The following is a 12,476-nucleotide window of genomic DNA, read 5'->3' as shown; positions in this document are numbered from 1 at the left end:
TTTTGAGATGGCAAACAGGTGTGTAGACGTGTCTCTGCTTCATATAATGGTATCGACCGAAAGTGCCGAGGAAGGGAGGAAGTCTGTGAACCGGAAATGGAAAACCTATCTCCCGATGTTGTGGATTCTCATGATTCCTGCGCTCAACATTTTTTACGGTATCCTGAATCAGGCGCATACGCCGGTGTACAGTCTGATGACGGATCTGGATGCCGCCATTCCATTTATGCCGATTTTTATTATTCCCTATCTGATATGGTACCCATTTATAATTATTATGCTCTTTCTGTTCTGTGCCAGAGATCGAAGTGTGTATTATCGGACGCTGCTGTCGCAGTGCATCGGTTTAATCGCTTGTTACATCACGTTTTTCTTGTTCCAGACAACGGTTGATCGGCCATTGATCATGGAGGCGGGGATTCTTGACTGGCTAGTGAACCTGGTGTACAGCACGGATAATCCCTACAACTGCTTTCCGAGCATTCATGTGCTGACCAGTTATTTGATGATCAAGGGTGCGGTCACCAGTGCCGGTTTCTCCAATAGGGAACGGACTGCAGTGAAAATATGTGCGTGGTTCATCATTGGATCTACCTTGTTCGTGAAGCAGCATGTTCTGCTGGACGTAGCGGGTGCAATCGCGGTGGTGGAGGTTCTGTGGTATTGGGTTGGAAGAGGGTTCCACGGACAGCGTTCTGCGCCAACAGCGGAATTCGTCCGCGAGGAGAACTTATCTTGAGGCTCCGTCAAAATTAAAAGTCAATCAGAGACAGATCAGGCTGAGGGCCCCGGGCGGCTCCGCAGCTGGTTTGCTTGCAAGCAAGTGTTCAAAACCGAATCGTAGTGAACATCGTAACTGGAATAAGATACCCTCAATGGATCATCCTTTCCGAAAATTTTATAAATAAGGTTTACCTGCGATATGGTTTTATATATAATGATTCTAATAAATGCGATGAAGAGACGAGTAAATAAATGAATTCTTGCACAGAGAGCTCCGGCAGTTGAGAAGGAGTGAAGCGTTCTTTATTGAAAAAAGACTCAGAGCAGCACATGGAAACCTCATGAGAGGTGGATGATGTGCCAGGAGCTCCTGTTACAGAGCTAGGGTATATGCATTACGTTGTAATGCCGTACTCGACGAGGCGAATATGGCGACATATTTGCAAATTTGGGGTGGTACCACGAGTGTAACAATCTCGTCCCTGAGACTACGGTCTTGGGGGTGGGATTTTTTGTTATATCAGAAGAAAAACGAAGGCTCAAGGTAGGAATCCTACACCAATTCAGACGAGTTGAATAGTTATCTAAGAAGAAGCTTATTGCATGCCATTATCCGTACTCTGGATTAGAACCGATGTATGGGGAACATGACGCCACTATGGAAGGATATGAGCAACGAATGTCAGAAAAACTTAAAGTTGGTATTGTTGGTGGAACAGGTATGGTTGGTCAACGTTTTGTACAATTGCTGGATGGACATCCATGGTTCCAGGTAACCTCTATTGCGGCAAGCAAGAGCTCTGCTGGCAAAACCTATGAAGAATCCGTGCAAGGCCGCTGGAAGCTGGCTACCCCTATCCCGGATCCTGTGAAAAGCATTGTCGTACAGGATGCTTCACAAGTGGAGAAGGTTGCTGCAGAGGTCGATTTCGTATTTTGCGCAGTGGATATGAAGAAGAATGAAATACAAGCACTGGAAGAGGCTTATGCCAAGACAGGCACGCCGGTCATTTCCAACAACTCGGCACATCGCTGGACTCCGGATGTACCGATGGTTATTCCAGAAATTAACCCGGGTCATATGGATGTCATTGCTGCACAGAGAAAACGGCTGGGGACTTCGAGCGGGTTCATTGCGGTTAAGCCTAACTGCTCCATTCAGAGCTATGTCCCGGCACTTCATGCCTTACTCGATTATAAGCCTACCCACGTGGTTGCCTCGACGTATCAAGCGATTTCCGGAGCCGGCAAGAACTTTACCGATTGGCCGGATATGCTGGATAACGTGATTCCGTACATCGGCGGCGAGGAAGAGAAGAGCGAGCAGGAGCCGCTGCGCATCTGGGGAAGCGTGGCAGATGGCGAAATCGTTAAAGCAAGCTCACCTCTGATTACGACGCAATGTATTCGTGTCCCTGTAACGGACGGCCACTTAGCTACTGTGTTTGCATCGTTCGAGAACAAGCCGGCGAAGGATGAAATCCTGGACCGGTGGCGGCAATTCAAGGGTAGACCGCAAGAATTGCGTCTCCCGAGTGCGCCAGAGCAGTTCATCACGTATTTTGAGGAAGATAACAGACCTCAGACCAAGCTGGATCGTGACATCGAGCGTGGTATGGGCGTCTCGGTAGGAAGATTGCGCGAGGATTCGATCTACGACTATAAATTTGTCGGACTCTCGCACAATACACTGCGCGGCGCTGCAGGCGGTGCTGTTCTGATCGCTGAGCTGTTGAAAGCAGAAGGATATATTCAAGCTATATAGACTGAATTAATGAACTGCATTTTGACAAATCATGCGTTCCTAAGTGGGGTAATAAAAGGAAAATAACCATTTTAGGACGTGATCTTATGACAATCACTGATGAAAAGCATCGAGTTGAACTGGCGTTGCGTGAAACTTCCGACAAACGGATGTATGAACGTTATTTGGCAGTTCTCCACCGCCTTGAGGGCCACACAATTAAAGACATTTCGAAGATGATCAAACGTACAGAGAAAACTACCGCCGGATACATTCATCGTTTTGAGCGTGATGGAATCAAAGGTCTGGCGATGGGCCATTCACCTGGCAAACCTCGCCGTCTTACTGACGAGCAAGAGGGGATTCTGGCAGACACAGTTGCTAACAAACGCCCGGTCGACGTAGGGATCGAGGCCAAGTATACCTGGACTCTAAAACTGGCCATGCTCTATGTCGAACGAGAGTTCGGCGAAAGCTACACGGAAAAAGGAATGTCCGTCCTGCTGCACCGGCTCGGATTCAGCCATACCAAAGCGACCTATACGATGGAGTTAGCCGATCCTGCGGAGCAGGAAGCGTTCAAGTCGGTGACCTTTCCCGCACTAAAAAAAAGCTGATGAACCAAGAGATCGACCATTTGCTGTTTGAAGACGAATGTATGATTCGTGCGTATCAGTCGCTGCAATATAACTGGTTCCCTGTGGGGCAGCAGCGAAAGGTTCCGACTTATGGCCGCCATGAAGGTGCGAAGCTGTTTGGCGTATTGAACTATGAGACCGGACACGTGCTTTACCGTGACGGCGAGCGGTATGATGCTCCTGCTTTTATCCAGTTTCTTAATGCTGTGCTGGAGGCATATCCTGAAGGCAAAATCGTGATGGTTCTGGATAATGGCCGAATTCATCGTTCCGCTCAAGTACAAGCCTACTTGCGAAAACATAAACGGTTGCAGTTCGTTTTTCTGCCGAAATACTCCCCGGATCTGAACTTGATTGAAGGCTTATGGAAGTGGCTGAAAAGCGATGTAATTCATAACGTATTTTACAAGAAGTTTTATCACATTCGCATCAACGTAGCCGCCTTCATGAAACGTGTAAATGCCAAGTCCATGGAGGTCATCAATCGGCTGTGTGTCCGCATGTAAATCAAAAATTCAGTCTATATAAATAACGAATAGGGATCTCAAAAGGGCGGCTGCTTGTGCAGCCGTCTTTTTTTGTCATTTCACAATCCATACTGATGCTGGTTAAAGTGTCCTCTCCCGGCGGATCATGACGTTGACTAAGTCCACACTATCGTTTATAGTGAATTTCTGTGCTTCAATGCCCAAAAGCAAAAAAGCGCAAAAGCGAGAAAGTAAAACATATTTAACCATCAAAACAAACGCTGCATAAGAAGGGACGGGTATCAAATCAAATCTCCCTCCCATATTAATGTACAAGGAGTCTCATCATCATGGAACGTCAGCTCAGTTTCTCCAAAAGCATCATCCTCATCGTATTTATTCTGGCACTGCTGTTTGTCTCCATCTTTCTTCTCAAAGCGGAGCCGCATCTGCCGCTGCTTGCAACCACCGTTGGCACAGCCGCGCTGCTGCGTTTATTCGGTTTCTCCTGGAAGAAGCTCGAATCTGCCATCATCCAGGGAATTCAAACGGCCATTATGCCGATTCTCATTCTATCGCTCATCGGAATTCTGATCGCTGTATGGATGATGAGCGGCACGGTGCCAACGATTTTATACTATGGCATGGATTATATAGAGCCGCATTATTTTGCGGTAAGCGCGTTATATGTGACCATCGTGGTCTCTATGTTCACCGGAAGCTCATTTACGACTGTCAGCACGGTTGGCGTTGCCTTTATGGGAATTGCCGCAACGACGGGCGTTTCTCCAACCCTGGCAGCCGGAGCGGTGATCTGCGGTGCTTGTTTCGGCGATAAGATGTCTCCGTTATCCGACACAACGAATTTTGCTCCCGCGGTAGCGGGAATATCACTATTCACTCATATTGGCAACATGGTTTACACTACCGTACCGGCACTTATTGTTACAACGGTCTTTTTCCTGCTCGCACCAACGACGGACTCCCTGGATTTGTCTTCAATCGAGCAAATGAAGGTAGCTCTGAATGATGGGTTCCAACTTCATTGGCTGACATTGATATCGCCGCTCGCCGTTATTGCTTGCTCCATCAAGCGGCTTCCGATCCTCCCAACACTGATTGTGGGTATTGTTACCGGACTTATGGTAACCGCATTCGTTCAGCAGCAGACGGCCATCGATGTCTGGTTCAGTGTCATGCAAAGTGGTTACAAGAGCACAATCACGAACGAAATCGTGGCTTCCATAGTCAACCGTGGTGGATTGCAGTCGATGATGTGGTCCGTGTCCCTGATCTTGATTGCTTTATCGTTAGGAGGATTGCTTCAGCATTGCGGTATCATTGAAGCCTTTTTCCATAAAATCATTCAACCCTTGAAGCGAAAGAGCAGCATTGTCCTCATGACGGGCGCTTCTTCAATCGCGGTAAACGGTATGACGGGCGAGCAATACTTGTCCATTCTTTTGCCAGGACAAATGTTCAAGGAGGAATACGCCCGCCGTGGAATTCCAGCGAAGACGCTCTCCCGTACATTGGAGGACTGCGGCACGCTTGTGAATCCGTTAATCCCTTGGGGTGTCAGCGGGGCCTTCTTCGCGGCTACCCTTGGCGTTCCGGTTGTGGAATATGCACCTTATGCCGTATTCTTATGGTTAAGTCCGCTGTTCACATTTGCCTATGCATTCATACCAAGGTTGCAGCGAAACTCACTTGGACGAGAAACATGAATTTTGAGATCCATGGATGGTAAACAGCCCCGTCTCCAGATGTTCAGGAAACGGGGCTGTTTATTTGTTTATAATGATTTAAACCCGAGCCATAACGGGATGGATTTGGTACGATGATAAGGAGCACAGCAAACATCTTTTATTTGAAAAGGGGATGAGAGCTTGAATCATTGCAGGGATAACGAGCCCACGGCCGAAGAGCTGATGGAGCTGCACGTAGAGGCGATGTTCACGCATGATCCAAACGGGCGGATCCGCGCAATCCACGAGCCATGGCCGGGTGAGGATCCAGCCCCGCGTTTTTTCCTGGGTCGGACGATAGACGGGACGGCACTTTGCAGGTTTCGCCATGATGTTCCAGATAATCTTGCTCTTCTATTGAAAGAACTGGTCGAGGACGAGCCGATTATGAGAGATTTCCAAGCGAAGCCCAAACATTTCGGGTCGTATATGAAGCTTCTCCAGAGCGGACATCACACGACGGGACCCTGTTATTGTATTCCAGTTCAAACGTCGTCGACCATCCAGGTGGTACGCATCACCCGAGAACATATGAGCGATCATTCGCTTGCCGGTTTCGAATGCCTTGCCTCTGAAATAGAATACGCACAGCCTTGCGTGGCACTTGTACATGACCGCAGGATTGTGTCGGTCTGCCGCAGCGTTCGGGTGACAGCAAAAGCACACGAAGCCGGGCTTGAGACGTTGGGCGAGTTTCGCGGCAGGGGATACGCCGCCGCAGTTGTTGCGGGTTGGGCGATGGCCGTGCGAGAGATGGGGGCATTGCCGCTCTACAGTACTTCATGGGAGAATCTCTCCTCCCAGCGGGTAGCCGGAAAGCTGGGATTGTCCTTGTATGGAGTCAATTTCACCATCAAATGAAATCATTGCTGCAGTATGACATTCCTCGCAAAAAATCCCCTCAACCATGTGAGGGGAGAAGTGCTTGGTTCCATATCGTCAGCTTGAGCTGCCTCTTCTATTTTTATAATAGCCATGCCCTTGATTTCCATGCCTGCGCTTGTAATCTGAAGAAGAGCCTTTACGACGTGAATACCCATGGCTGCTGCTGTATTTTCTTCCGTAATTCTTAGCAGAGCTGCCATGATGCCTTCGACTATCACTATGAGATGAGGAGTGAAGAAGCTTATTGATTATTTTCTTAAACATTTCGGTCTTCCTCCTTTCTAGTTCATCTTATTCCAGTCTACGTAATCGGATCGTACCACAGAGTAAACCCCATAATCAACTTCAGGGCCTCCCATCATTTGGATGGGAAGTTTTTGGCGTTAACCAGCCAGCGCAGCTCTTTCATAAACTCTGAAGATCCAGAATATGGATCTCGCAGCTGGAGTAAGCGTTCAATCATCATTTTCAACTCACTGGAGAGCTGCAATTCTTCCTGCCAGCTTCGCTCGGCGATAACGCTTTGGCTGCTCTCGGGCTCATAGACCGAGTACAGCATAAACAGCATAAAATGGCCGATGTCCTGCAGATCCTCGCTTTCCTGCGATATTTTATGGTGTTCAGAAGATATCTTTCTGCCATGACGGAACCATGGCCGTGTTGGCTTCCGAAGCGGAGGTGGCTCGCCAATTCTGCGTGCCAACCCAAAATCGATGAGATTCAATTCTCCATTCTTAAACAGCACGTTGGGAATTCGCAGATCGAGATGAACAAAACCTTGTTTATGAAGGTACAGCACCAGCTCCATAAGCTGCATCGTAATAGACACGCAATCGGCTTCCTGATATTTTTGGTTTTGTTCAAAAATCAAGTCTTCCAGCGTATCTCCATTCATATAGGACATTACCAGATAGATATGGCGATGGTCCGTAAAAAGATCCAGGTAAGCCGGAATATGCGAATGCTGAAGAGATTTTAATATGGCAGCCTCCCGATTCAGCAAGTGTTCTGCGTAGCTGCCTTTGCTGGGTCTTGCTTGTTTGACGGCTACAATCTGACCACTTTTCCGATCCATGCACTTATATATTAAGCCGTAACTGCCTTCGCCAATCATGTTTTGAACAATATAGCGATTTCCCAGAACCGTATTCTTCTCGGCCGGATAATCCCGCCAAGCGTTGATGAAGGAGCTCAAGGATGAAATAAGACGCATATCGACTCCAACTCTCCTTTTTGGTAAATCCAAATATCTCAGACCGCTATCAACGTACATTATATGCTTTTTGATGGGATTATACGAGTAGCGGAAGGTGCAAGAACCAGCTCGACTCTATCTTTCTTCGAAACTCAAGCGCTGATATGCCGGTATGATGACGAAACAGCTTAATAAAGCAACTGAAACAGGTGTAACGAATGAGGATGCGAGCCAGCAGAGCTATATCATGAATAACCTGGGATATACTGCAGCATTGTCGCTGCTTCGCACGGCTAGGGAGCAGACTGTTCCCATTGAAATCTCTATGCTGGAGGAGCTCTTCAAAGCAAGGATTGTTATGTAAGGTCAACTCTACAAGACCTCTCCCATACCTTACAGGCATGAGAGAGGTTATGATATGAGTTTCGTTCCGCCTCATATTGTGCTAAGATGCACTGTTGTTTTTGGCTATAAAATCGTTGATCAATTGCCGGAGCTGTTCGTGATCCTCATAACTGTTGTACATGCGATAAGCGACCGTATGTGCATTGCCGAAGAAGAATCGTTCGAACTGGGTTTGCCGGCCACCGAATGAGCTTGCCCCAAGCTCCCAGGCGAGCCTGAACAAGGCGATGCGGTCGTAGGCCTCTGAGGTTGTGCCTTTTAAATATTGATCGAGGTAGTGTCCTGTATCCGAATCGAAATCCAGCTCGGAGGGAATCATGATAAGGCCGCTGGAACCTAGAATTTGAATCATCTCAACCATCTCAGGATAGAACTTGGGGAACAGGATGCTGGAAGCCAGGAGCGGGCTGGTGGCAGGAACGAGATATCCGAATTTATCATGGAGTGCGCCTTGTTCAGAAGCCAGTCTTAAGGCTTTAAAGGTCTCGATGAATGTAATGATCTTGGAAACGTTCAAGACCATTTGCGGTTCAAGCCCTACATTTTGCTCATCTGCCAATGACTCTAGCAAACCGAGTAAAAACTCGGTTTTAACAATATAACGAGTGGTGATTTGATGGGCCATATGGGTATGGAAGTGACTCTCGCCAAACAATCGCCCTGCATAGGCTTCATCCCCGTAATAAAATATGCGATCATGCGGCACAAGAACACGATCAAATATAACGAGTGTATCCATCTCTTCGTATCTTGCGCTCAAGGGGTGATCGTAGGTAGAGCTGGCTCCGTAACTCTCGCGGCAGATAAAAGCCATCCCTGGCAGATCATTGGGTACCGCAAAGGCAAAGGCAGATGGATTCACATTATTGAATATCGTGGGTGACGGAGTCGGAAAGACTAACATCTCCTCACAAGTAGCACCTTGCGTAGCCATCATAAAAGCTCCGCTTATGACCATCCCGTTGTCGTTAATTTCTACGACTTTAGCAGCGATGGAATCCTCTACATCGTCATTCTGACCGGATAGCTTGCTCGCGTAGGGCTGGATGAACGCATGGGACAAGGTAATATCATGCTCCCGGCAGTAAGCATAATATCGCCTGAGGTTGTCGGCATATTGCGGATTATGCTCTTCAAGAATATCAGCGGCCGTGAATAGAGCCATGATCGCGGTGTTCATGTAATCGGGAGAGCGTCCTAAGAATCCATGGTGCCTGTTCGCCCAGAGCTCCATCATGATTCTGCGTTTTTGTAAATCCTCGGCATTCCTTGGCGGGAGAAAAGATAAACCAACAAGCTCTCCCGTATCAGGTGAAGGATAGGTCATCCGGTCTAAATAGCACGCATCACATTGCATATCATAAAGATCGGCTTGGGTTTCAATAAGACCTTGAAATGCAGGATGCTGTGATAAAGGACCTTCGATACGCTCTCCTTTATACCAAATGTTGATATTTTGCTTATCAATCCGCTCGATATACTCTTTCCCCGATTTAATAGGCACTGTTTTCACCTCTTTGCGAAAATCATACTGTGCTAACTAACCTGTCTGCTGCTGTTAATGTACGTGTTTAGGCTATCTGGAGTACTTTGTCCCCATGTTGTGTTGCAAAATATGCGGTTGTACCTGCAAGCAAATTCAAGAGGAAATTAGGCGAAAAAAATGGGTCCGCAATGGCCCAAAAACGTTTCGTGTTATTATTGTTTTTTTTCCAGATATTGCTCGAGGGTCAGGTTTTGTCTCGTAATTTCTCCGGCAATGAATACCCCTACATAACGAACATGCCAAGGCTCGTAGGAATAGCCGGTCCCTTTCTCCTGACCTTTACCGTAACGAATAATGAATCCGTATTTAGGGGCGTTGACTTTCAGCCATTTGCCTTCCTTGGTATTTCCAAAGCTCTGCTCCAGCGCATAACCTACGGAAGCACTCGATATATCCATGCTCAGACCGGTCTGATGCTCGCTTTGTCCTGGTCTTGCACTGGTCTTGTTGGCAGCAGCCTCGCCCTTAATGCTTGCATTGCGTTCGAATATGGATTTTTGGGTTGCGTAGGAGCGGTAGCCCGACACAGCTTTGAGATCAATTCCGTCTTTCTTGGCGGCAGCGAACAGTTTTTCCAGCGAGGTTGCAGCTATTTTTCTCATCTGTTTTTTGGGACTAGGCCCCGAGAAGCTGAACGGAATTTGGGGTATAACCAAATCTTGCGGTACATAATGGGAAGGCAGGTTTCTCTTTTTATTGACCAGCACAACGGTACTTGATAGATTTGTGACCGTGGTAACGCCGTTAACATACTTCAGCGTCCGGCCAGGTGCGTTGTTTGCCAAAAACGCAGTGAAGGTGGAACTGGAGGAAGATGCCGCAGCCGCTTCCACTTGGTTCATTCCTGAAACGGTATCGAAACCGTTCATCATTAAACTTGCAACCACCAAACCGATCATGACGGCTGGTAGAATGGATTTGTATTTAACCCCATTCATTCTCATATGATGTCCCTCCTCGTTAGCTGTTTACTCAGTATATAGGAGAGTTATATCGATAGAGTCTCTAATATGTTTCTGAAATGTAAACAAAACGAGCTTGAGGTGACTCGCTTTTTTGGGGAGGATGAAATGACATGCAGATCGAGTTATTATTTAATATGGAGCACCCGAAAGTCCTATACTGATCGTAAGGAGAAATACATATGAGGGATGAAGAACTTCAGGATGTTTTAAGAGGTTATGGCATTGAGGAATCCGAGACTACCTTTATACGACATAACGAGAATAGAACCTACAAAGTGGATGAGGTGAACGGCAGCTCCTATTTGCTGCGCATTCATCAACCGGTCAAAGACAGCATGGCCGGCTTACAGCATACCTATGAGGGTCTGCAAGCAGAGCTGAACATGCTGGAAGGCCTGTCAAGCTGGAACAATCTTCATGTTCAGAAGCCACTCCGCAATCGGGATGGCGAACTGATTACGATCATACAGCACGAAGGGAAGACGTGGAACAGTTCCGTACTTACCTGGCTGGAAGGCAGGGATCTGCAAAAGGATGACGTGAAGGACCCGGCAGTGGTTGAGCGGCTGGAGAGCGGATGCCAAAATTGTGCGCGGATTACTGCATTCCTTATTTATCAGGAGAACGCATATTTTATATTGTATAGTCCGTGTACGGGGAGGCATATCTTGCTGGTTCACATGGGAAGCAGACGCTGTTTTTAACATTGCTTACATCGCGGTGTTTTGTTTTTTGAACGTTATTATCGTAAAAACTATATGAACCATCTTATTGTGAACCATCCTAGCGGGTGGTTTTTCTCTTTCTTCTATATGAAAAACCTAAGTGAATCTTATTTAATACATATTATCCATATAGTTGATCCTATGTTAGCATAATCGTAAACCAGTTTAGGAGAGAGGGGATCGATGGATATGAAGTCATCTTATTGGTTGACAAACGCCCGGCTGGAGAGCGGCTATAATATTCAAGATGGTGTCATTACAGGCACCAGGACGGAAAGTTGTCATCTGTTTATAGAGGATGGAAAAATCGCGAAGGTGGTTTCTTGCGACACAAACATCCCGGACCAAGCCGTTCAACAGGATGTGAAAGGGCTGCTGCTGCTTCCGTCTTTTGTTGAAAAGCATTGTCATCTGGATAAAACGCTGCTAGGTGACCGTTGGCGTTCCGTAACGCCGGTCTCCAGTATATTTGAACGCTTGGATATTGAGAAGAAAACACTGCCTTCGCTTGATACTCGTATCCAGGACCGCGCGGAAAAACTGCTCAACCTCTATGTAGACTCCGGAGTAACACATGTACGTACACATGTGGATATATATCCGGAGGCTGGATTAGACCATTTGGAAGCTGTTCAGCAAGCCTTGCACAGCTTTGAGGGCAAGCTGTCACACGAAATCGTTGCCTTTCCGCAGCATGGTTTATTGCGGTCACAGGCAAAGGAATGGGTGCGGGAAGCTCTTCGCAGAGGAGCCGGCTTGGTCGGAGGCGTTGATCCGGCTACGATTGATGGCGATATCGTGGCCTCCCTGCAGCAAATGGTGGAGCTCGCAGTCGAAGGTAACGCAGGAATCGATTTGCATTTGCATGATGCCGACCACCAGGGGATATACACCTTGAAGAGACTGGCGCAGCTAACCCAGGAAGCAGGGCTGCAGGGGAAGGTTGCGATTAGTCATGCATTTGGTCTGGGCGATATATCACCGTCCGAAGCAGAGGAGATGGGGGATTTATTAGCCGATGCAGGAATTGCTATTATAACCAGCGTGCCGATTGGCCGAACGTTCCCTCCCGTTGGTCTGCTGCACAAGCGTGGAGTAGAGGTGGCAGTTGGATGCGATAACATTTTTGATGTATGGTCGCCCTTTGGCAATGGGGATGTGTTGGAACGTGCAGGTCGTTTAGCGGAAATATCCAGATGGGTGGATGAACGCTCACTGGCGCACACACTCCGCTATATAACCGGTGGCATAACACCGCTTAATGACAAGGGGGAGCAGGTATGGCCGCGAGTCGGAGACGAAGCAAGCATCGTGTTCGTTGAAGCCTCATGCTCCGCCGAAGCCATTGCAAGAAGATCCAGGCGAGTCGTTACGATGTTCAAAGGGGATATCGTTTCGGGTTCATTTTAATTCATCCCTGTAAGGGGTGATGCAG

12 protein-coding genes, 1 pseudogene and 1 other annotated feature are annotated in these 12,476 nt (G+C 47.6%); of the genes and pseudogenes, 9 read left to right on the top strand and 4 right to left on the bottom strand.

The annotated features are described in order from the left end of the window. Positions 1–85: 85 nt before the first annotated feature. The 6 genes and pseudogenes from WDY75_RS17635 to aac(2')-IIb all read left to right on the top strand — a co-directional run bounded on the left by WDY75_RS17635 (position 86) and on the right by aac(2')-IIb (position 6,181). Positions 86–739 carry a phosphatase PAP2 family protein gene (locus WDY75_RS17635; protein ID WP_006210036.1) on the top strand — a complete coding sequence of 218 codons (654 nt, stop codon included), beginning with the start codon at positions 86–88 and terminating at the stop codon, positions 737–739. Between the two features lie 207 nt (positions 740–946). Then, positions 947–1,210, top strand: a binding site (T-box leader). Between the two features lie 192 nt (positions 1,211–1,402). Continuing rightward, on the top strand, positions 1,403–2,488 hold the full coding sequence (gene asd / locus WDY75_RS17630; RefSeq protein ID WP_082834400.1) for an aspartate-semialdehyde dehydrogenase: 1,086 nt from the start codon (positions 1,403–1,405) through the stop codon (positions 2,486–2,488). 86 nt (positions 2,489–2,574) lie between these two features. Further along, positions 2,575–2,991: pseudogene (locus tag WDY75_RS17625) on the top strand (transposase); the annotation flags it as partial. Beyond that, positions 2,892–3,611: an IS630 family transposase gene (locus tag WDY75_RS17620; protein ID WP_231888103.1), complete on the top strand. Its 720-nt coding sequence runs from the start codon at positions 2,892–2,894 to the stop codon at positions 3,609–3,611. The pseudogene WDY75_RS17625 and the gene WDY75_RS17620, both read left to right, overlap by 100 nt. A gap of 311 nt (positions 3,612–3,922) precedes the next feature. Beyond that, positions 3,923–5,299, top strand: a complete 1,377-nt coding sequence (gene nhaC, locus WDY75_RS17615; RefSeq protein ID WP_063479410.1) for a Na+/H+ antiporter NhaC — start codon at positions 3,923–3,925, stop codon at positions 5,297–5,299. Positions 5,300–5,461: 162 nt separating this feature from the next. Further along, positions 5,462–6,181 (top strand): kasugamycin N-acetyltransferase AAC(2')-IIb, encoded by a 720-nt coding sequence (gene aac(2')-IIb / locus WDY75_RS17610; protein ID WP_082834342.1) that lies wholly within the window; start codon positions 5,462–5,464, stop codon positions 6,179–6,181. A gap of 78 nt (positions 6,182–6,259) precedes the next feature. Here the strand turns inward: aac(2')-IIb and WDY75_RS17605 are convergent, their stop codons facing one another. After that, positions 6,260–6,469, bottom strand: a complete 210-nt coding sequence (locus WDY75_RS17605; RefSeq protein WP_076151039.1) for a hypothetical protein — start codon at positions 6,467–6,469, stop codon at positions 6,260–6,262. A gap of 94 nt (positions 6,470–6,563) precedes the next feature. Further along, positions 6,564–7,418, bottom strand: coding sequence for a protein kinase domain-containing protein (locus WDY75_RS17600; RefSeq protein WP_036642682.1), 855 nt, complete (start codon positions 7,416–7,418; stop codon positions 6,564–6,566). A 154-nt stretch (positions 7,419–7,572) separates the two neighbouring features. On the opposite strand from WDY75_RS17600, the gene WDY75_RS17595 reads away from it, so the two are divergent. Continuing rightward, entirely contained in the window at positions 7,573–7,764 is a 192-nt protein-coding gene (locus WDY75_RS17595; protein ID WP_063479411.1) for a hypothetical protein, read from the top strand. An 81-nt stretch (positions 7,765–7,845) separates the two neighbouring features. Here the strand turns inward: WDY75_RS17595 and WDY75_RS17590 are convergent, their stop codons facing one another. Continuing rightward, entirely contained in the window at positions 7,846–9,309 is a 1,464-nt protein-coding gene (locus WDY75_RS17590; RefSeq protein WP_063479412.1) for a 4-hydroxyphenylacetate 3-hydroxylase family protein, read from the bottom strand. A 194-nt stretch (positions 9,310–9,503) separates the two neighbouring features. Next, positions 9,504–10,295, bottom strand: a complete 792-nt coding sequence (locus tag WDY75_RS17585; RefSeq protein ID WP_172963954.1) for a D-alanyl-D-alanine carboxypeptidase family protein — start codon at positions 10,293–10,295, stop codon at positions 9,504–9,506. Between the two features lie 200 nt (positions 10,296–10,495). Here WDY75_RS17585 and WDY75_RS17580 point away from each other — a divergent pair, with 200 nt between their 5' ends. Both WDY75_RS17580 and WDY75_RS17575 read left to right on the top strand, forming a co-directional pair. Continuing rightward, a complete protein-coding gene (locus WDY75_RS17580; RefSeq protein WP_197477121.1) occupies positions 10,496–11,020 on the top strand; it encodes a phosphotransferase enzyme family protein in 525 nt (174 codons plus the stop codon). 210 nt (positions 11,021–11,230) lie between these two features. Continuing rightward, positions 11,231–12,451 carry an amidohydrolase gene (locus WDY75_RS17575; RefSeq protein WP_063479816.1) on the top strand — a complete coding sequence of 407 codons (1,221 nt, stop codon included), beginning with the start codon at positions 11,231–11,233 and terminating at the stop codon, positions 12,449–12,451. Positions 12,452–12,476: the final 25 nt, after the last annotated feature.

Origin of the sequence: Paenibacillus glucanolyticus, assembly GCF_037333485.1 — a bacterium.
GTDB classification, from domain to species: Bacteria; Bacillota; Bacilli; order Paenibacillales; family Paenibacillaceae; genus Paenibacillus_AQ; species Paenibacillus_AQ glucanolyticus.
Note: the sequence above shows the minus strand (reverse complement) of the source record. Positions and strands in the feature narration are given on the sequence as shown.